The sequence below is a fragment of the Pseudarthrobacter sp. MDT1-56 genome, assembly GCF_059383555.1.
In genome coordinates, this window is the sequence record NZ_JBWZCK010000004.1 from 289,491 (window position 1) to 307,935 (window position 18,445).

An 18,445-nucleotide genomic window follows, 5' to 3' on the forward strand; every position below is an offset into this window, starting at 1 on the left:
TTCACCGCGCATGCCCATTCCTACGTTCGGCTGAGGGCAGGTCCCGGGGTGTTGGCGTCCCGGGCAGGTAGGCATAGCCGGACAGGCGGTCAGCCCGCGCCGCGCTCCAGGGCTGGGCCTCCAGCAGTGTGGTCCCGGGCTGCGGCGCGCTTAACGAAGCGCCCGCCGGGGATGGCGTGCAGTCGATATGAGCCGAGGGCCTCTCGGTGCACCCGTCCTGGCAGACGCACGACGGCGGGACCTGGGTTCCGCCGATCCTCGCCGCTACAGGCGTCACCGAAGGTGCGGTCCTTGCCGCGGCGGGGCCGTCGTATGCCTGCGAGACCGTACCGGTGGACCCGTGGCTGGAGTGCGCGGCGGAATGGCCGGCGGCATGTCCGGAGAGCGCCGCGCCGGCGGTGTGCGACGCCGTCGCCGTTTGGATGCTGCCGGGAGCGGACGCCTGGGTGTGGGGCTCGTGGGAGCCGGAAAGGATTTGCATGCCCAGGAAACCGGCAATCACGGCGAGCAGTCCGGCCAGCAGCGCGGCACGACGGAGGACGGCGACGGTAGTAGCGGCTGCGGACATCGTCATTCTCCTTTCGCTGTCAGGGCTGAAGGCGGTGGCATGAAGCACTCAGGCTACTTGTCTTCAACGCCTGTCCTGGGAATTGTGTTCCGGCAGCGCAGCGCGCAATTGGCCGGTGGGGACAACTATGACAGTATCTGCGTATGAATGCAGATAGGCAGGTTGAGGTGGACAGTCCGCACGTGGAGCTGGCCGTCGAAGTGTTTTCCATGCTGGCCGACGCCACGCGTGTCCGGCTGATCCTCGCCCTGGGGGAGGGTGAGCTGCCGGTCAACGCTCTGGCGGAGCGCGTGGGGAAGCCGGCTTCAGCAGTCTCGCAGCACCTGGCCAAAATGCGGCTGGGCGGCATGGTCGCCACCCGGCAGGAAGGCACCAAAGTCTTCTATCGGCTGCAGAACGATCACGCCCGCCAACTGGTGATGGATGCAATCCACCAGGCCGAGCATGCGCTCGGCACTGCCCCGCGGCACGGCGCATGAACCGCCCGTCGGACGCCCTGGACGAACACAACCACGGCGAAGGCCAGCAGCAAGCCCACGACGACGGCCACGTCCACGATCATCCGCACGACCACCCCCACGGGCACGACCACGACCACGACCACGACTACGACCACCCCCACACCCACGCCACGGGCCTGAAGGGCTGGCTTCAGTCAGTCTTCGTGCCGCACTCGCACGACGCTGCGGACTCCATCGACGAGGCGCTCGAATCCAGCTCGCAGGGCATCCGCGCGGTCAAGGTCTCCCTGCTCGGTCTCGGCGCCACCGCGGTGTTCCAGCTCGTGATCGTGCTGATCAGTGGCTCCGTGGCGTTGCTGGCCGACACGGTGCACAACTTCTCCGACGCGCTGACTGCCGTCCCGCTGTGGATCGCGTTCCTGCTAGGCCGTCGGAAGGCCACCCGGACGTACACCTACGGGTTCGGGCGGGCCGAGGACCTCGCCGGACTGTTCATCGTGGCGATGATCGCTCTCTCCGCCGTGGTGGCAGCCGTCGAATCGATCCGCCGTTTCTTCGAACCCCAGCCCGTGCACAACCTCGGCTGGGTGCTCGCCGCGGGGTTGGTGGGCTTCGCCGGCAACGAACTCGTGGCGATCTACCGGATCCGCGTCGGCCGGCGGATCGGATCCGCAGCATTGGTGGCTGACGGGGTCCATGCCCGGACGGACGGCTTCACCTCCCTGGCCGTCGTCGTTGGCGTCATCGGCGTCTGGCTCGGCTTCCCGCTGGCGGACCCGATTGTTGGCCTGCTGATTTCCGCCGCCATCGTCGTCCTCCTCTGGGGCACCGTGCGCGACGTCGGACGGCGGCTGATGGACGGCGTCGATCCTGGACTGACCCGGCGGGTCGAGGCCGTCGTCGCGGAACACTCCCGGTCCGGCGGCACCGCCCGGCTGCGCTGGTCCGGCCACCAGCTGCACGCCGAGATCACGGTGCCGATCGCGACGGACGCGCACCTGGTGGAGCTCGCCTCAGTGACGGCCAATCTGGAACGCGGGGTCCGCCGTGCGCTGCCGCACGTCGGATCGGTGACGATTGTGCCCGACTTCGCCGCGGCAGAGTCGCCCCGGACCGCCTAAATCCCCAGCGTCGCGAGACTCTGCTGCAGCGTCTCCGCCGAGTGTTGCAGCGAGGCGAGTTCTCCGTCGTCCATGGGGGTCTCCAGAACTGCGCGGACGCCGCCGTGCCCCACGATGCTGGGCAGGGACAGTGCCACCCCGGTGATCCCGTACTGCCCGTCCAGCACGGTGGACACCGGCAGGACGGCGTTTTCCGCGCGCAGCAGGGCCTCCACGATGCGCGCGCCGGATAGTCCGATCGCGTAGTTCGTGGCGCCCTTCCCGGCGATCACCTTGTAGGCCGCCTGCGTCACTTCCCGCGCGGTTTCAGCGAGGTAGTCGGACGTGAAGACCCGTTCGCCGTCGACCGTCCAGTTGCGGATCGGGACCGGTCCGATCGTGGCGCCGGACCAGATAGGGAACTCGGTGTCGCCGTGCTCGCCCACCATGCTGGCGTGCACGCTGGTCAGGGAGACGCCGGCCTTGCGCGCCAGTAGCCAGCGCAGCCGGGACGTGTCGAGCACGGTGCCGGAGGAGAAGATGCGCGAGGAGGGCAGGCCGGAGATCTTCTGCGCCGCGACGGTCAGCACATCGCAGGGGTTGGTCACCAGGACGTAGACGGCGTCCGGGGCGTGCGCGAGCAGCGGCGGCATGAGCTGTTCGAGGATGCGGACGTTGGTGCCGGCCAGGTCCAGCCGCGTCTGGCCCGGTGCCTGTTTGGCCCCGGCGGTGATGACGACGACGTCGGCCCCTTCCGTCGCGGCAATGTCTCCGCCGCCGGTGACGGTGGCCGCAGCGGCGGCGAACTGGGTGCCGTGGGCCAGGTCCAGCACCTCGGCCTCAGCTTTGGTCGCGTTGACGTCGAAGAGTGCGACGTTGCTGGCCGAACCGCGGATCAGGGCGGCGTAGGCGAGGGACGTGCCGACGCTGCCGGCGCCGACGATTGCGAGTTTTGATCCTGGGCTCTGGGACATGGGTTTCTTCTTTCCGGTCAGACGGCGGGCGGCGCGACCGTGCCGGCGAGCTCGCCGCCGTCGATCACGAACTCGGCGCCCGTAATGTAAGAGGACTCGTCGCCGGCCAGAAATACCGCCAGGGCTGAATTGACCCGGGTGCCGGCGCAGCCGAGGTCCAGGGCCACCTTGCCGTCCAACCGTCCCATAGCTGAGTCCTTTTTCGGATGCGGGAGCCTCCCCAGAGACGCGGCCGTCCGGGCTCGACTCAAGCTCACCAAGCACCGCCCGGCTTGGGCAGGGCCGTTGGACCCTACGCGGACCATCGTGGGAGCGCCGGCGGAACCGCCGTCGTGCGTGTCCCGATCCGCCGGATCAGAGGTGCTGGATGCCTGCCCGCTGCATGGCGTCCCTGTAGACCTCGACGTTTTTGCTCAGGAGTTCTTCCTGCTTGGCGGCCGAGACGGCGAACGCGCGGCCGCCCAGGGCGGTGGCCTTGTAGATCTTGACCCCGCGGTTTTTCAGGGAGGAGTGGTAGGTCTTCTCGAAAAGTGTCAGGAAGGCGTGGGCGTCGGCGCCATGGGCGATGACGGCGGAGACGCGCCTGTTGATCTTGAGGAACTGGCGGAACGGCCGCAGGCCGTCCGTCTTCTCCTGGACGTTCAGCGCCGAGGGCAGCTCGGGATCGCGGACCCAAGGGTAGGCATTCCACGGCATCACGTAGCGGGGGTCAAGTTCGACGGCCTCGTAGATGGAGGTGGCGCGGCGGGCTGCTTCGTCATCATTGAAATGGGAGACGAAGCCCGATTCGGTGCCCTTGCCCGGGGCGATGTGGAGGCTGACGATCCGGCACTCGTCCTCGTCATGGACGGGATCGATGTAGGGGACGACCGACCCCGGCTTCTTTTCCATCAGTTCGTCGCAAAGCTGCGTTACAGCGGCGATGTTCGGTTCCTGCAGCAGGGTCTTCTTTTCGTCCCAGTCAATCGTCACGATTTCTCCCTCAGCGCTCGGCGTCCAGAATCAGGCGTCTGGTTCCACTCTACGCTTTTGGGCGCTGGGGCGTTTTTTCGGACTCTGGAAGAGGCGACGGACCCCTAGTCACACTGAAAGGGCGGGCGTACGCTTAAAGCGCCTGCAGGTAGCCACTTGATTAAGCCGGGTCGTTCTGGACATGAAAATGTCCGAGCCGTCTCATAGCGAGATCGCGAAGGTACCTGCAGGCCTTACGTTTAAGCGCAGCCCGTGCGGAATCCCGCGTTGCGGCCGCGGCGCCGCACGTCCGCCGGGACGGCCCCGAAAGCAGGCAACGCGTGACTTCAGCAGCGATGGAATGGGCCCGTGAAGTCGGGGCGCAACTGACGGATGAGGAGCGCTTTTCCCTCCTCATCAGCATCATGGGCACCAACCACGTGCTCACGGACAAGGATCCGCGCATCCCGGACGGCGTCCCGATGAGCGCCGGCTACACCCCCGGGATCCCGCGGCTTGGTATCCCCGCCCTGCTGATGAGCGACGCGAGCCTGGGCGTCACCAACCCGGGCTACCGGGAGGGGGACACCGCAACCGCCCTCCCCGCCTCCATTGCCCTGGGGGCCAGCTTCAACCCCGGGCTCGCCCGCCGGTCCGGGCAACTGGTGGGCAAAGAAGACCGCAGCAAAGGGCTCAACGTCCAGCTCGCCGGCCGAAGGTCCGGGCTGTCCTCGCGGCTTGGTACCCCGGGCAGTGCGGCGGCCAGGCGATCGCCGAAATCCTTGCCGGCGTCACCAACCCCTCCGGGAAACTTCCGCTGACCTTCCCGGCCGGCCTGGACCAGACTCCGCGGCCGGAGCTGCCCGGCCACGGCACACCGTGGGGGACCGACGACGATCAACTACAACGAGGGATCCGACGTCGGCTACCGCTGGTCGCTAAGACCGCGCAGGAGCCCCTCTTCCCCTTCGGCCACGGGCTCAGTTACACCCGGTTCAGCTACGCGGACCTGACAGTGCAGGACCGGGACGGGGGGCGGGCCGGGTTCACCGTCACCAATGCCGGGCCGCCGCGGGGCCGACGTACCCCAGCTCTACCTCCTCGAGGACCCCGAGGGTCCCCGGATGTGGCTGCTCGACTTCGAGCGCGTGGACCTCGAACCGGGCGAATCACGGACCGTCTCGCTGGACGTTGATCCGCGGCTGCTCGCGTCCTACGACACCGACCGCGGGCAGTGGCACACCCGCGGTGGCAGCTACCGCCTGGCGCTCGGGCATTCGGCCGGTAATTACACCATGGAGGCTGACGTGTCCCTGCCCGAGTCGTGGTTCGGGCGGTAGCCGGCCGGCACACCGGTCCAGCAGCGATCAGACGTATGCCGAGTGGCCCAGACGGACGGGTTGGGGCGCCTTGGCGAGGTACCGGGGTCTTCGCCGGTGGGATGCTGCGGTTGAGTGCCAAGGGGTTCCCGGAAGGGGTGGGGCGGTGGAGTGCCAAGGGGTTCCCGGAAGGGGTGGGGCGGTGGAGTGGTAGGCGTGGCCGGTGGGGGTGGTGACGTCGAGGGTGTGTCTGGGTCCGGGTCGTGGTCGAGTGGTCCAGCCGGGGGTTTCTTTGGTGTGGTTGCAGGCTTCGCAGAGCCCGGCGCCGTTGTTGTGGGTCGTCGGTCCGCCGCGGTTCCAGGGGATGATGTGGTCGAAGTGGCGGATCGGGGCGTCGCAGTAGGGTGTGCGGCAGGTGTCGTCGCGGGCGGTGAGGAAGCGCCGGAGCCCGGGCGGGAAGAGCCGTGCGCGGGAGTCCAGCGCGGTGAGCTCGCCGGTGCCCGGGGCGGTGTAGAGCCGGCGCAGCCAGACGTTCATGGCCTTGTCCCCAGCATTCTCTCCGGTGCCGTCCCCGGCGTGGGGACCTGTTCGCGCCGCGCCCGGTCCCGCGTCTTTTTGGGCGTGGGTGAGCAGGTTGCGGGCCCAGCCGGCGGGGACGATGCCGTAGCCGGGGAGGCGGGCGGGTTCGCTGTCGCCCTGGAAGAGGGTGCGGTCGGTCATGACGAGCTGGATCTCGATGCCGCTGATCCCGCCGGCCTTTCCCGAGGCGCGTTCGACCAGGGCATCGGCCATGAGCTGCCCGCGGGTCCGGGGGTCTCCGGCGTTGCGGAGGGCATCGGCGTGCCGGGTCAGGCCGGCGTGAACCGCGACGCCCTGCGCGACGGGGAGCAGGGCCGTGAGGTAGCACATGGTGTCCGGGGCGGGACGGAGGCTGACGTGCCGCTCGGCCGCGGCGTGGCTGGCGCGCTGGGTAACAGTGCGCGGGTCCCGCCGGTAGGCCGCAGCCCGGGCGGCGGCGATGATGCGACGGTCCCCGGTCCCGTCGAAGGTTCCGGTGTCGGGGGCGAGTTCGGCGTCGACGGCGGCCCGGTCCTCCGCGGACAGGCACGCGGTTTCCCGCACGATGAGGGTGGCGCGCCATTCGTTGAGCTGCCCGGTCTCCAGGGCCGCGAGGGTGTGGGGCATTTCGGTGACCAGGGCCTTGGCCAGGCCCAGGAGCCGGCCGCCCTTGGCCGGGGATTCCCGCCGGGCCAGGGCGATCTGCGCGCCGACCCCGGAGCCCAGCTCCGCCGCCGGGACCCCACGGCCGGCCTGTTCGCGGCGCTGGAGCAGGCCGAAGGCGACGGACAGACGGGCCTGACGGGCAGCCAGGGAAGACTTTCGGCCTTCCAGGGCCCGGATTTCCGCAATCAACCGCGCACCGTCCAGCTCAGGCACGTCCCCGGACGGCCGGACAGCGTCAGTCGACCGGGCGCCATCCATGACCGTCACCTGTTTTGGCTGAGCCTCGTCGGGCCCCTGCTCGCCGTCCATGGAACCACGCTATCGGGCACCTGCGACATTTAAACCGGCCTCGCAGCTGCATGTCCGTAAGCTTTGCAGGAACGCCCAGTGCCCCGACTCAAGGAACTCATGCCGATCAACAGACAGTCACTGAAGCAGGACGGGTTCACCGGGTTCCGGCCGCTCGGTGACCTTGACATCAACCGGATCCCGCAGAAACCCGGGATTTTTGCGGTGCTGCAGCCCGGGGGCTACCGGGCGCAGTTCCTGGCCAAGAGCACGGCAGGCATTTTCAAGAAGAAGGACCCCACCCTGACGGCGGAAGCACTTGGCGCCGAATGGGTCGACGGGGCCGACGTCCTCTATGTGGGCAAGGCCGGCCCCGGGAGCAAGGGCAACCGTGGGTTGCGCCGGCAGATCCAGGAATTCGTCGACTTCGGGAAAGGCAAGCCGCCCGGCCACTGGGACGGCCGGCTGATCTGGCAGCTCGCTGCGGCCGGCTCGCTGGTCGTCGCGTGGAAGGAGCTGCCCGTCGAACAGCTGACCGCGGCCGAAGCCGGGTATCAGGCCGCGTTCGTGGACGAGTACGGCCGGCTGCCATTCGCCAACCTCGTACAGACGCGGGTCAAGGGAAGCTAGATACGGCCGATCAGACGCCGCCCCGGAAAGTGAACCGCCCGGCCACGAGCGTCGCGGCCACCGGCATCGCCGCAAAGACGGCGTCCGCCACCGCCAGCGGGTCGCCGTCGAGCACCACCAGATCTGCCGGATCCCCCACCCGGATCCGTCCCCGCCCGCGCGTTGACGCGACCATGGCCTCCTGCCGGGTGAGCGCCTGCTCCGGGTGCCAAGGGTCCCGACCGTCCTGCCGCGCCCGGGTGGTGGCCGCCGACATCGCGGTCCACGGCTCCAGCGGCGCCACCGGCGCATCGGAGCCCAGCGCCAGGGTGGCCCCGGCAGCCAGCAGCGACCGCAGCGGGAAAGCCCGGTCCGTGCGCCCGGCCCAGTTGGACTCGGCCGCATCACGGTCATCCAAGGCATGGGCGGGCTGGACACTCGCCGTCAGCCCCAGCTCGCCGAAGCGCACGAAGTCCTGGCCCCGGACAAACTGGGCATGCTCAATCCGCCCCGCGATTCCGGCTGCCGCGAAGGCATTCAGTGCCACCTCATTAGCGCCGTCGCCGATCGCGTGCACCGCCGGAACAAAGCCGGATTCCCGGGCACGGACCAGCCAACCCAGCAGTTCCGCCTCGCTCACGGTCAACAGCCCGCGGCCGCCGTGCGGGTACGGGTCCACGCAAAACGCCGTGCGGGTGTTCAGCGAGCCGTCGATCAGCACCTTGAGCGGGCCGACCCGCAGCAGCCCCGTTCCGCCGTCGAGCTCCTGCCCGGTCCGCAAGCCCTCCGCGATGGCCCGCGCCAAGTCCTGCGGATAGACGCCGGAGTCCACCCGGAAGGAATCGAAACCGCCAGCCACGCGGCGCAGCCACACATCGCGGTTCCAGGTCATTTCGAAATCGACAATCCCCACGATCCCGCGTGCGGCTGCCGCCTGCGCGGCCTCCCGCACCCAGGCGTCCACCACCGCGTCCGGCAGTTTGCCCAGCTCACGGGTGAGTTCAAAGGCCGGTTCCTCGCGCAGCAGCCCGGACGAGTCCACCGGCACGCCGTAGCGGGAAGCCGCCGCGCTGTTGAGCCAGACGCAGTGCAGGTCATGGCTGAGCAGCGCCGTCGGCAGGCCGCGGGTGGCGCCGTCGAGCAGTTCCAGGCTGGGAACGTCCGCCCAGACGGCGTCCCGGAAGCCGACACCCACCACCGTCAGCCCGTTGCCGCCTTCACCCGCAGGGCCGGGGCCGGACAGAGCGGAACGCACGACGTCGGCCGCCGCACGCGCCGACGCGGCACCGGACAGGTCAATCCGGTTGGCGGCGAGGGCCCACTGGGTCATGTGGACGTGCTCATCCCACAGCCCCGGGATGACGTAGCGGCCGTCCACGTTGACTACCTGCGATCCGGGAAGACCAGGCATCCCGGCGGGAGTGACCCGGGAAAGGATCCCATCGACCACGTGCACGTCGTACAGTGCCGTCTCGCCGGGGAGCCGCGCCGAGGCGAGTACGAGGCGGTTCACGGCATCGGCAGAAGTCTCAGGCATACGAGACAGGCTATGGGCCGGAGCGCGCAGCGCCAATCCGGACCCGCCGCAGCGCCAGTCCGGACCCGCTCAGCCACCGGATACCGGCTTTCCCGCCGGACAAGGGACTTTCGCCCCTTGCCCCGGGCGCTCGCACCCACCAAGCTGTATTTGGGGCGGTTCCTGCACGGCCATTGGGGATGAACCGCTTGCTTATCAGTTGTACGGTCTCGCTCGAACCTTGGGGAAGGAAAAGGCATTCTGCACTGCCCGTGTCTGCGGGAACAGGGCAGGAGACCGCATCCACTATGACCGTCTACAGCGATTTTTACATCTTTGGGTCCGCTCACGGGCCGCGCGGGAGCTCTGGCGCCGCATGACGCACAGGCAGCACGGAAACAGGGCCAGCGCGTACTACGCGCACCCCTCTCACGGGGATCCGCGCATCAGGGTGCTTATTCGGATCGACGCCGTTGAAGAGTCGGCGTGGGTCAATGTGCGGGGCGTCGTTACGCCTGCAAATGTCAGGGCCCTCTATGTCGTCTGCCGCCGAGTGACCGCCAAACTGCCCGGGTACGAGATTGTGGTGGATCTCGCCCACGCCCGAGTGACGGCCGAGGCCATTGAAGAACTTCACGAGCATGCGAGCCGCGCAGTCGTGTCATCGGGCATCGACGCCTCCGTCACACCGTGCCGGCTGCGCATCGTGGATCCGCCGAACATCCTCAGAATCAAGGAGAACGCATGAAAGCCCTCGTCTATGGCGGTCCCGGCGAAAAGTCCTGGACGGACGTTCCCGATCCGAAGATCCAGAATCCCAGTGACGTGATCGTCAAAGTGGACACCACCACGATCTGCGGAACGGACCTCCATATTCTCAAGGGGGATGTTCCCGCCGTGACCAAGGGCCGGATCCTGGGCCACGAAGGCGTCGGGACCATCACCGAGGTCGGCTCCTCGGTCACCAGCCTGAAGGTGGGGGACCGCGTTATCATCTCCTGCATCAAGTCCTGCGGCCACTGCGCCAACTGCAAGACCGGCCTGTATTCGCACTGCATGGGTGAGGAAGGAGCCTCCGGCATCGGCTGGGTCTTCGGCCACCTTATCGACGGCACCCAGGCTGAGTACGTCCGCGTGCCCTACGCCGAAAACTCCCTGCACCTGCTCCCCGAAGGCGTCACCGACGAACAGGCCGTGATGCTCTCCGACATCCTCCCCACCGGTTTCGAGATCGGCGTGCAGTACGGTCGGGTCAAGCCCGGCGACACGGTCGCCGTCGTCGGTGCCGGACCGGTGGGCCTCGCCGCCATCACCACCGCCGGGCTCTACGGAGCCGCCACCATCATCGCGATCGACCTTGACGCGAACCGGCTGGACAAGTCCCGCGAGTTCGGCGCCACCGACGTCGTCCTTTCGGGCGACGCCGACTGGAAGGAGCAGGTCCTCGCACTGACCGACGGGCAGGGCGTCGACGTGGCGATCGAAGCGGTCGGCATCCCGGCGACCTTCAGCATGTGCACGGACATCGTGCGGCCAGGCGGCAATGTGGCCAACGTCGGCGTGCACGGCAAGTCCGTGGAGCTGCACGTGGAAAACCTGTGGATCCAGAACATCAACATCAGCATGGGCCTGGTCAATGCCAACACCACCCCGATGCTGCTCAAACTTGTGGCCCAGAAGAAGGTACCGGCGGAGAAGTTCGCCACGCATCACTTCAGCTTCGACCAGTTCCTGGAGGCCTACGACACGTTCGCCCGGGCCGCGGAAACGAAGGCGCTCAAGGTCGTGATCACGGCATGAAAGCCCTGGTTGTCTACGATTCGGCGTACGGCAACACCAGATCGGTAGCCGAGGCGATCGCCGGTTCCCTTGGCGGGCTGCAGGCGAGTTCCGTCCCTGTCGGCGACTTCAAGCCCGACACGCTCGCGGCCGGGGACCTCCTGGTGGTCGGCAGCCCGATCAACGGATGGCGCCCGACGCCGAAAATCACCGCGATGCTCTCGGCTTTGGGAAACGGTTCCCTCAAAGGGGTCAAAGCCGCGGCATTCGACACCCGCGTCCGGATGTTTATTCACGGCGACGCCGCCAAGAAGATTACGCATGCCCTGAAGGCAGGCGGGGCAGACATCATCGCCGAACCCATGCCCTTCTACGTGAAGGGAAGCGAAGGGCCGCTGCGCGACGGCGAAATCGAGAAAGCGGAGGGCTGGGCACGAACCCTACTCACCTCAATTACGAGCTGAGTCAGCTGATCTAAGTCATCTGAAAGGACGGCGGCCATGCGACCAGGCCGGATAGTCATGCTGGTGCTGGGCACGCTCAGCGCACTTCTCGGACTGGGGTTACTGGCCGCTGCCGGCGCCGCAGGGTTCGCCAACTACCTGCAACGCGACAACGGGTACTTCACGACAACATCGGAACGGTGCGTCACGAACTCCTATGCCCTGACAACTCCGCGCCTCGACATCATGGCCGACGAAGGAGTGCCGGACACCGCCCCGGTCGGAGTGGTGGGTAGTGTCATGCTGGGCGGCTCGGCGGCTGCCGGCAAGGAGATCTTCATTGGGATCGGACCGCGGAGCGATGTGGCGGCCTATCTGAATGGCGTCAGCCACTCAGAAATCGCCGACGTACGGTTCAACCCCTTCCGGGTGGACTACCGGGACGTGGCCGGAGCTCAGGTTCCGGCGCCGCCTGCGGACCAGGGGTTTTGGGCCGCGTCCGCCAGCGGTGCGGGGGAGCAGCAGCTCGAATGGGACCTGCGGTCCGGCAGCTGGGCGGTGGTGATCATGAACGCCGACGGCAGCGCCCCGGTGGTTGTGGACATGAAAGCCGGAGCGCGCTCCAACCTGCTGTGGCCGGTCTTTATCGGGCTGCTGGTCGGGGGAATCGTGTTCCTGCTCATCGGTGTTCCCCTGATCGTGGTTGGTGCCGCCGGGCTGGGCCGGGGTAAGAGCGGACCACCCCAGCCCGGCCAGCCCCAGGCCTATCCCGGCCAGCTGCAGCCCTCGTCCGCGGCTGCCGTCTCCCAGCACTATGCGGCGGGCGCCGTGCCAGGTGCGGCGGCCGGCTCGGCGGCGGGAGCCCCGCCGGGTGCCGGCGTCGTCTATCCTGCGCGGCTCAGCGGCTACCTGGACCCGAACCTGTCCCGCTGGAAGTGGCTGGTTAAGTGGCTCCTGGCGATCCCGCACTTCATCGTTCTCTTCTTCCTCTGGTTTGCCTTCGGCGTGGTCACGATCGTGGCGTGGTTCGCGATCCTGTTCACCGGGCGCTACCCGCGCTCTCTGTTCAACTTCAATGTCGGTGTGATCCGCTGGAGCTGGCGGGTGGCTTTCTATTCGTACGGGGCGCTCGGCACGGACGTTTACCCGCCCTTCACCTTGGAGCGCACCGACTACCCGGCCGATTTCGACGTCGACTATCCCGAGAAGCTCTCCCGCGGCCTCGTGCTCGTGAAGTCCTGGCTGCTGGCTATCCCGCACCTGCTGATCATTGCGCTGCTGACCGGGACCGCCCAGACGGACTGGGAGTACCGCGAGGGCGATTGGGTGCAGGTGAGCACAGGGCTTTCCCTCTTCGGGCTGCTGGTCTTCATCGCCGGGCTCATCCTGTTGTTCACCGGTTCCTACTCGCGGGGTCTCTTCGACTTCCTTATGGGCCTGAACCGCTGGATCTACCGCGTGGCCGCGTACGTTTCCCTTATGCGCGACGAATACCCGCCGTTCCATCTGGACATGGGACCGCGGGATCCGGGGGACGCCCCTGCGATTCCGCCTGCGGTGCCTCCGGCCGGACCGGGGTACGCGCCCGTTCCAGGCGGCGCCGCGCCGCCCCTCTACGGCCAGGCCGGTCCGGGTGGGCCAGGCCCCGGTGGGACGGGCCCGGCCGAGGGCCAGACGGGCTTCTACGGTATTGGCGGGCCCGCGGCCCCGGGCCCGGACACCCCGGAAGTTCCCGCCGGCCCGGACAGCACGCCGCGCACCTAGGACGCTCCGGACAGACATCTCCAGCCGCGGCCGGGCAGCTCACATGAGCAGCCCGGCCGCCGCGTTGTGCCAGTTGCGTTGGGCCCGCTGTGCCGGGCGCCTGAGCTGCACAGCTGCGCCCGTCGCCGTGCCTGAACCTCCTTCAAATAAATATCTGCATGCATGTGCATCCAAACGGCCCAGCGCGCCGGTAGTAGGGGTGTAAGCAAAAATCGCCCGCCTGGCGGGCCGTTGAAGGAGATGTAAATGCGTACCAGCCTTTTCACAGCAGGCGCCGTGGCAATCGCGGCAGCTCTTACCCTTGCCGGCCCCGCCCAGGCGGCCGAGTCCGACGCGCAGCTTTCCGTTATCCACGGAGTTCCAGGACTGACCGTTGACGTCTGGGTCAACGGCGAACGCACCCTGGACGATTTCGCCCCCGGCACCCTGGCCGGTCCGCTGGCCTTGCCGGCCGGGGATTACGACCTTGCCATCACCGCCGCCGATGCGGCGGATGCTTCCGCCCCCGTGATCGGGCCGGTGACGGTCACCCTCGCGGCCAGCGGAAACTACACGGCCGTGGCCAACCTCGATGCCGAGGGCAATCCGACGGCCAACTTCTTCACCAACGACGTTTCACAGATCGAACCCGGCAAGGGCAAGCTCACTGTCCGCCACACGGCAGCAGCACCGGCCGTGGACATCCTTGCCGGCGGGGCACCCGTCATCTCAGGCCTGACCAACCCCAATGAAGAGACCCTGACGCTGGATCCCGGCACCCTGTCCGCTGCGGTGGCCGCCGCCGGCACCACGGCTCCGGTGATCGGCCCGGCCGATGTGACGGTCGCGGAGGGCACCCACACTGTGGTGTACGCGTGGGGCAGCCTCGCGGACAACAACCTGCAGCTGGCCGTGCAGAACATTGAGGGTCTGCACTCCGCTCCCGCCGGCGTTCCCGGTGCACGGTCCGGCGCCGCTGACGCCGGGACCGCAGCCGGTCAGACAGCCGCCACGGTAGGCATCGGTGCCGCGGTTCTTCTGCTGCTGGCCGGCGGGGTCGCTGTGTCCCGCAAGCAGCCGGCGCTCCGCCGCACCCGCTAGGCATTACCGCTAGCACCGGCCGCCCGGCGACCCGCCGGGCGGCCGGGCCCTGAGTTCCAACACACGGCAGGAGGACGGACGTGAAGGGCACGACGACGGCGGCCACCCGGCGCCCCCCGGCTCCAGGTCTGCGCACCGCCCCACGAGGTTTCGCGAGGATCGCGGCCGCCGCCGTCACAATGGCGCTGTTGACCGCGGGTTGCACCGCGGCCCAGGAAACAGCCACCCCGCCCCCCGTGTCAACGGAGAGGGTGGCAACGGAGACAGCCGCCCCCGACACCGGCCGACCCGGCACCGAGCCTCCGCAGTCCCCGCCGCCGGCCACGACCGCCCCCGTCGCGGGGACAGCCATCCCGGTCCGCCCAGCAACACCCCTGGCCCAGACGCCGAAGGACCCGGCACCGCGCTTCCTCACCGTGGCGGGAACCACCATCAACATGCCGATCGTGGAAGTGGGAGTCAGTCCGGACGGGGCGATGGAGATCCCGGAGCCTTTCGACGAGGCCGGCTGGTACCGCTTCGGCCCGGCCCCCGGATCCGACGCCGGCACCGCGGTGGTCGCGGCGCACGTCGACACAACCTCCGATTCGGCGCCCTTTTCCCAACTCAAATCGCTCGCGCCGGGCACCCTCGTGACGGTGCAGCGCGAAGGGGCCGCTCCCGTGACCTTCCGGGTGACGGGGGTGGAACTTATGGCCAAGGACGCGTTCGACGGCGCGTCCGTCTTCCGCCGGGACGGAACGCCCGAGCTGAAGCTGGTGACGTGCGGCGGCCGATGGCTGGACGAACAGCAGGACTACGGCGACAATGTGATTGTCACGGCGGTACCGGCATGATTCAGGATGCTGCGCTCACCGTCGCCACCAGCGGGGGGAAGGAGCCGGGCTTGGCACCCTTCGAGGCCTCTTCCGCTTGGGACGCGGGGCTCAACGAGTCCTTTGCCGCCGGAGACGAAACCGCGCTGGCGGAGGCGTACCGGCAGCTTGCGCCCCTGGTGCACACGCTGGCGCTGCGCTCGCTGCGCGACAACGCCGCGGCCGATGACGTCACCCAGGAAGTGTTCATCCGGGTGTGGCGCTCGCGGTCTGCGTTCGACCCGGGGAAGGCGCGGCTGCCGGCGTGGATCGTGGGCATCACCCGCAACGTGGTCACGGACGCGCAGGCGGCTTCGATGCGGGAAACCCGTAAGGTGCTGGCCGCCGTCGAGCTCTCTCCGGATCCGGAACGGGCGGCCGGGCACGCCGCCGCAGAGGTGCTGGCTGACCGCCTGCTGCTGGACGAGGAACTGGAGAGGCTGGGGGAGCCGCAAGGATCCATCCTCAAACTCGCCTTCTACGACGACCTTACGCATTCGCAGATTTCACAGAAACTGGACCTGCCCCTTGGTACGGTCAAAAGCCACATACGCCGCAGCTTGTCCCAGCTCAGAAGCCGATTGGAGGTAGACCGTGCAACATCTTGATCCGGAGTCATTAAGCCTGCTGGCCCTTGGCGAAGAGCTCGGAGACGACGCCGCGGACCACCTCCGCTCCTGTGCCAGCTGTGCAGCGGACTACGTGGGCCTCCGCCGCGCCGTTGTGGCGGCGAAGCCCGGACCACTGGACGACACCGCGCTGGAGTCACCGGGACCACAGGTGTGGGCGGGAATTTACAGCGCCCTGGGACTTTCCAACGCCGTCGCCGCTGACCCGCTTGGATCCCCGACGTCGCGGGATTCCCGCCCAAGGTCGACGTCACAGCCGCCACCGTCCCCGGTGCCGTCCGGCTCCCCGACGCCGCTCTTGTCCCGGGAGGAACGAACGGCCCGGAAGCAGGAACCCGGTGGACGCTCCGGTTGGATCCGCCGTCCCGGGGTGTGGCTGGCGGCTGCTGCGGCGACAGTCCTGCTGGCGGGGGGCGTTTTCTGGTCCGTGCAACAGAATCAGCCGGCGGTGACCCCGCTGGCCCAGGCCGAACTTGCGCCCGTGGACCAGCATTCCGCCACCGGCTCGGCCCGGGTCGTCGAAGCCACGGACGGGCAGCGCATCCTGGAAGTCCGGGTCGACAAGAACGAGGCCCGCGGTTACCAGGAGGTCTGGCTGATCGCGCCCGATCTGTCCCGGCTGGTGAGCCTGGGCGTTATGACCTCCGAGTCCGGGACTTTTGCCGTCCCGGCGGGCCTGGATCTGGGCGAGTACCCGATCGTGGACGTGTCCGACGAACCGGTTGACGGCAATCCTGCGCACTCCAGCGTGAGCATTGTCCGCGGAACCCTTGCCTTGTGAACTGATCCGCCCTCTTGCCAGCGAACCCCGGCGAGAACATAGTTGAGGGAATTTACCACTCCACCGTGGGAGGCAGGCCACCATGCTGAACAACGAGGTGCCGGGAAACGGACTGCTGAAGGGCAAGACCGCGCTGATCTATGGTGCGGGGGGTTCCATCGGCGGAGCCGTGGCACGCGCTTTCGCGGCGGAGGGCGCCTTCGTCCACCTCGCCGGCCGGACCGAGTCGTCGCTGGAAAAGGTGGCCCGGGACATCCAGGAGGAGGGCGGCAGGGCGGAAACCTCCGTCGTCGATGCCCTGGACGAGGAACAGGTCGACGCATTTGTGGACCGGGTGGCCAAGAAGACCAAACGGATCGACATCTCCTTCAATGTCATTTCCTTCGGCGACATCCAGCAGCCTCTGATGGACATCGACGTCAACGACTTCACCCAGCCCATAAGCCTGGCTACCCGCACCCACTTCCTGACCACCCGGGCCGCGGCGACGCACATGATCAAGCAGCGCTCGGGGGTGGTGCTGATGTTCGGCGGCTCCGGGCCGCAGACCGTGCCCGGGCTCGGCGGCTTCAAGGTGGCCCTGGATGCGATGGACGGGCTGCGCCGGCAGTGGGCCCTGGAACTCGGTAAACACGGCATCCGTGTGGTCACCATGGTGTCCGGCGGCATCATCGAGACGATCCCGTGGCAGACGGAGGGGCGCGAGGAGATCATCATGGAGATCGCCAAGTCCGCCCACCTGAACCGCACCGCAACGCTGGCCGACGTCGGAAACGTCGCCTGCTTTGTGGCCTCGGACAAGGCCGGGGCCATCACCGACGCCACGGTCAACATCTCCGCTGGCGCGATCGTGGACTACTAGCGGCCAGGACCCTGAATGCCGGGGGAACGGCCGCCTACTCGACCGTCACCTTCACCCGCTGCACCACGTTGTTGCCCATCCCCTGGTAGTTCCAGACCTGCTCCAGCGGCTGGGTGGCACCGGTGACGTCCGTGGCACGGCAGGCCAGTTCGTGTTCGCCTGGGTCAGCCACCCAGGGCAGGGACCAGGCGCACCAGGCGAAGGGCGCGGCCGGATGTTCCAATTGCGCCGGCGCCCACTTGCCGTCGATCCCCACCTCGACGCGCTGCACCGCACCCTCCCCCGACCAGGCCCGGCCTGTCAGCATCACCGGACCGGCCGGAACGATCCGGCTCCGGGTGAAGAAGTCCGGGACACCCGGCGGGACCATCAGCGAGCGGACCTTGATCCAGGTGACGGGGATGCCGGCGTCGTCAGCGTCCCGCTGGTAGCGGTACGCGACCGCCTGCTGGAAACCGTCGAACGGTTTGGTAAGCACCTTGATCGAGGAGAGCCACTTCACGCTCGCCATGCCGTACCAGCCGGGGACCACCAGCCGCAGCGGGTGGCCATGCTGCGGCGGCAGGTCGTTGCCGTTCATCCGGTAGGCCAGCACGATGTCGGGCCGCAGTGCCTCCGCAATCGGAAGGCTCCGGGCGTATTGTTGCCGAACGCCACCCTGGATTCCGCTGTCGGCGCCGGTAAACACCACCTCCACGGCGTCGTCGTCCACCCCGGCCTGGGCCAGCAGGTAGGCCAGAGGAACCCCGGTCCAGACCGCGGTGCCGACGGCCTCGAGCCGCCAAGGCTGGCTCAGCGGGCGGGGCCGCAGCAACGAGCGGCCATTGCCGGCGCATTCCAGCGTCACCGGGATGCTGATCCTCGGCGACCGTCGCAGCGCCTTGAGGTTCAGCTCCAGGGACCGCTGCACGGCGCCGCCGATCCGCAGGTGCCACTGCTCGGCATCGATGAACGGGATGTCGAAATGGTTCAGCAGGTAATGCAGACCGGGCGGGGTGGTGTCATTCCGCAGGGCTTCCAGCGGCATGGAGTGGTTCCGGGCGGCAAGCTGCAGTTCCTCCGCCGTCAATGGGCCGTGGCTTGGCTCCCCGGCGTGCGGCGTCAGCTTCCGGCCGTGCCGCGGGGTCTTCAGGATGGACGAGTGTCGGGACATCTGCTTTGGCATGGCACTGCGATTCTGCTCCGGACCAGCCCGGTTTTGGACCGGTGTCACCTGTACTCAGGTCTACGCCGCAGCCCGGAA

Annotated in this window: 21 protein-coding genes and 1 pseudogene; 15 read left to right on the top strand and 7 right to left on the bottom strand. The window is 68.2% G+C overall.

All coding sequences use genetic code 11. The features are described from left to right. Position 1 precedes the first annotated feature (1 nt). The gene (locus tag AC50YC_RS08065; protein ID WP_494953023.1) at positions 2–568 is read right to left on the bottom strand and encodes a hypothetical protein; all 567 of its coding nucleotides are present in this window, start codon (positions 566–568) and stop codon (positions 2–4) included. Between the two features lie 143 nt (positions 569–711). On the opposite strand from AC50YC_RS08065, the gene AC50YC_RS08070 reads away from it, so the two are divergent. Then, the gene (locus tag AC50YC_RS08070) at positions 712–1,047 is read left to right on the top strand and encodes an ArsR/SmtB family transcription factor (RefSeq protein WP_494953024.1); all 336 of its coding nucleotides are present in this window, start codon (positions 712–714) and stop codon (positions 1,045–1,047) included. Beyond that, the gene (locus AC50YC_RS08075) at positions 1,044–2,150 is read left to right on the top strand and encodes a cation diffusion facilitator family transporter (protein WP_494953025.1); all 1,107 of its coding nucleotides are present in this window, start codon (positions 1,044–1,046) and stop codon (positions 2,148–2,150) included. The genes AC50YC_RS08070 and AC50YC_RS08075 overlap by 4 nt, the downstream gene beginning before the upstream one ends. Here AC50YC_RS08075 and AC50YC_RS08080 read toward each other — a convergent pair. The 3 genes from AC50YC_RS08080 to AC50YC_RS08090 all read right to left on the bottom strand — a co-directional run bounded on the left by AC50YC_RS08080 (position 2,147) and on the right by AC50YC_RS08090 (position 4,075). Next, positions 2,147–3,103, bottom strand: coding sequence for an L-lactate dehydrogenase (locus AC50YC_RS08080; protein WP_494953026.1), 957 nt, complete (start codon positions 3,101–3,103; stop codon positions 2,147–2,149). The two genes, AC50YC_RS08075 and AC50YC_RS08080, sit on opposite strands and share 4 nt — an antisense overlap. A 17-nt stretch (positions 3,104–3,120) precedes the next feature. Next, positions 3,121–3,291 (bottom strand): hypothetical protein, encoded by a 171-nt coding sequence (locus AC50YC_RS08085; RefSeq protein WP_494953027.1) that lies wholly within the window; start codon positions 3,289–3,291, stop codon positions 3,121–3,123. Positions 3,292–3,457: 166 nt separating this feature from the next. Then, positions 3,458–4,075, bottom strand: coding sequence for a uracil-DNA glycosylase family protein (locus AC50YC_RS08090; RefSeq protein WP_494953028.1), 618 nt, complete (start codon positions 4,073–4,075; stop codon positions 3,458–3,460). A 320-nt stretch (positions 4,076–4,395) separates the two neighbouring features. On the opposite strand from AC50YC_RS08090, the gene AC50YC_RS08095 reads away from it, so the two are divergent. The 3 genes and pseudogenes from AC50YC_RS08095 (at position 4,396) to AC50YC_RS08105 (ending at position 5,394) form a co-directional block, all read left to right on the top strand. Beyond that, a complete protein-coding gene (locus AC50YC_RS08095; RefSeq protein WP_494953029.1) occupies positions 4,396–4,875 on the top strand; it encodes a hypothetical protein in 480 nt (159 codons plus the stop codon). Next, a pseudogene (locus tag AC50YC_RS08100) lies at positions 4,815–4,982 on the top strand (glycoside hydrolase family 3 C-terminal domain-containing protein); the annotation flags it as partial. The gene AC50YC_RS08095 and the pseudogene AC50YC_RS08100, both read left to right, overlap by 61 nt. 130 nt (positions 4,983–5,112) lie before the next feature. Next, the gene (locus tag AC50YC_RS08105) at positions 5,113–5,394 is read left to right on the top strand and encodes a fibronectin type III-like domain-contianing protein (protein ID WP_494953030.1); all 282 of its coding nucleotides are present in this window, start codon (positions 5,113–5,115) and stop codon (positions 5,392–5,394) included. Positions 5,395–5,421: 27 nt separating this feature from the next. Here AC50YC_RS08105 and AC50YC_RS08110 read toward each other — a convergent pair whose 3' ends face one another. Then, positions 5,422–6,855: an HNH endonuclease gene (locus tag AC50YC_RS08110; protein ID WP_494953073.1), complete on the bottom strand. Its 1,434-nt coding sequence runs from the start codon at positions 6,853–6,855 to the stop codon at positions 5,422–5,424. 150 nt (positions 6,856–7,005) lie between these two features. Here AC50YC_RS08110 and AC50YC_RS08115 point away from each other — a divergent pair, with 150 nt between their 5' ends. Next, positions 7,006–7,515 carry a hypothetical protein gene (locus AC50YC_RS08115; RefSeq protein WP_494953074.1) on the top strand — a complete coding sequence of 170 codons (510 nt, stop codon included), beginning with the start codon at positions 7,006–7,008 and terminating at the stop codon, positions 7,513–7,515. A gap of 10 nt (positions 7,516–7,525) precedes the next feature. Here the strand turns inward: AC50YC_RS08115 and AC50YC_RS08120 are convergent, their stop codons facing one another. Next, on the bottom strand, positions 7,526–9,031 hold the full coding sequence (locus AC50YC_RS08120; protein ID WP_494953031.1) for an amidohydrolase: 1,506 nt from the start codon (positions 9,029–9,031) through the stop codon (positions 7,526–7,528). A gap of 355 nt (positions 9,032–9,386) precedes the next feature. Between AC50YC_RS08120 and AC50YC_RS08125 the strand changes: the two genes are divergently transcribed. The 9 genes from AC50YC_RS08125 to AC50YC_RS08165 all read left to right on the top strand — a co-directional run bounded on the left by AC50YC_RS08125 (position 9,387) and on the right by AC50YC_RS08165 (position 17,202). Beyond that, on the top strand, positions 9,387–9,758 hold the full coding sequence (locus tag AC50YC_RS08125) for a hypothetical protein (protein WP_494953032.1): 372 nt from the start codon (positions 9,387–9,389) through the stop codon (positions 9,756–9,758). Next, positions 9,755–10,810: a zinc-dependent alcohol dehydrogenase family protein gene (locus tag AC50YC_RS08130; protein ID WP_494953033.1), complete on the top strand. Its 1,056-nt coding sequence runs from the start codon at positions 9,755–9,757 to the stop codon at positions 10,808–10,810. Before AC50YC_RS08125 ends, AC50YC_RS08130 begins: the two co-directional genes overlap by 4 nt. Next, a complete protein-coding gene (locus AC50YC_RS08135; protein WP_494953034.1) occupies positions 10,807–11,253 on the top strand; it encodes a flavodoxin family protein in 447 nt (148 codons plus the stop codon). The genes AC50YC_RS08130 and AC50YC_RS08135 overlap by 4 nt, the downstream gene beginning before the upstream one ends. Positions 11,254–11,289: 36 nt before the next feature. Further along, on the top strand, positions 11,290–12,996 hold the full coding sequence (locus tag AC50YC_RS08140; RefSeq protein WP_494953035.1) for a DUF4389 domain-containing protein: 1,707 nt from the start codon (positions 11,290–11,292) through the stop codon (positions 12,994–12,996). Between the two features lie 246 nt (positions 12,997–13,242). Then, entirely contained in the window at positions 13,243–14,076 is an 834-nt protein-coding gene (locus AC50YC_RS08145) for a DUF4397 domain-containing protein (RefSeq protein WP_494953036.1), read from the top strand. Positions 14,077–14,327: 251 nt separating this feature from the next. Beyond that, positions 14,328–14,912 carry a class F sortase gene (locus AC50YC_RS08150; RefSeq protein WP_494953037.1) on the top strand — a complete coding sequence of 195 codons (585 nt, stop codon included), beginning with the start codon at positions 14,328–14,330 and terminating at the stop codon, positions 14,910–14,912. Continuing rightward, positions 14,909–15,538, top strand: a complete 630-nt coding sequence (locus tag AC50YC_RS08155; protein ID WP_494953038.1) for an RNA polymerase sigma factor — start codon at positions 14,909–14,911, stop codon at positions 15,536–15,538. The genes AC50YC_RS08150 and AC50YC_RS08155 overlap by 4 nt, the downstream gene beginning before the upstream one ends. Beyond that, positions 15,525–16,340, top strand: coding sequence for an anti-sigma factor domain-containing protein (locus AC50YC_RS08160; RefSeq protein WP_494953039.1), 816 nt, complete (start codon positions 15,525–15,527; stop codon positions 16,338–16,340). Before AC50YC_RS08155 ends, AC50YC_RS08160 begins: the two co-directional genes overlap by 14 nt. Before the next feature lie 82 nt (positions 16,341–16,422). Further along, positions 16,423–17,202 carry an SDR family NAD(P)-dependent oxidoreductase gene (locus tag AC50YC_RS08165; protein WP_494953040.1) on the top strand — a complete coding sequence of 260 codons (780 nt, stop codon included), beginning with the start codon at positions 16,423–16,425 and terminating at the stop codon, positions 17,200–17,202. Between the two features lie 34 nt (positions 17,203–17,236). On the opposite strand, the gene AC50YC_RS08170 is transcribed toward AC50YC_RS08165, so the two are convergent. Further along, complete coding sequence (locus tag AC50YC_RS08170) at positions 17,237–18,355, bottom strand: sulfite oxidase (protein ID WP_494953075.1); 1,119 nt, start codon at positions 18,353–18,355, stop codon at positions 17,237–17,239. Positions 18,356–18,445 lie beyond the last annotated feature (90 nt).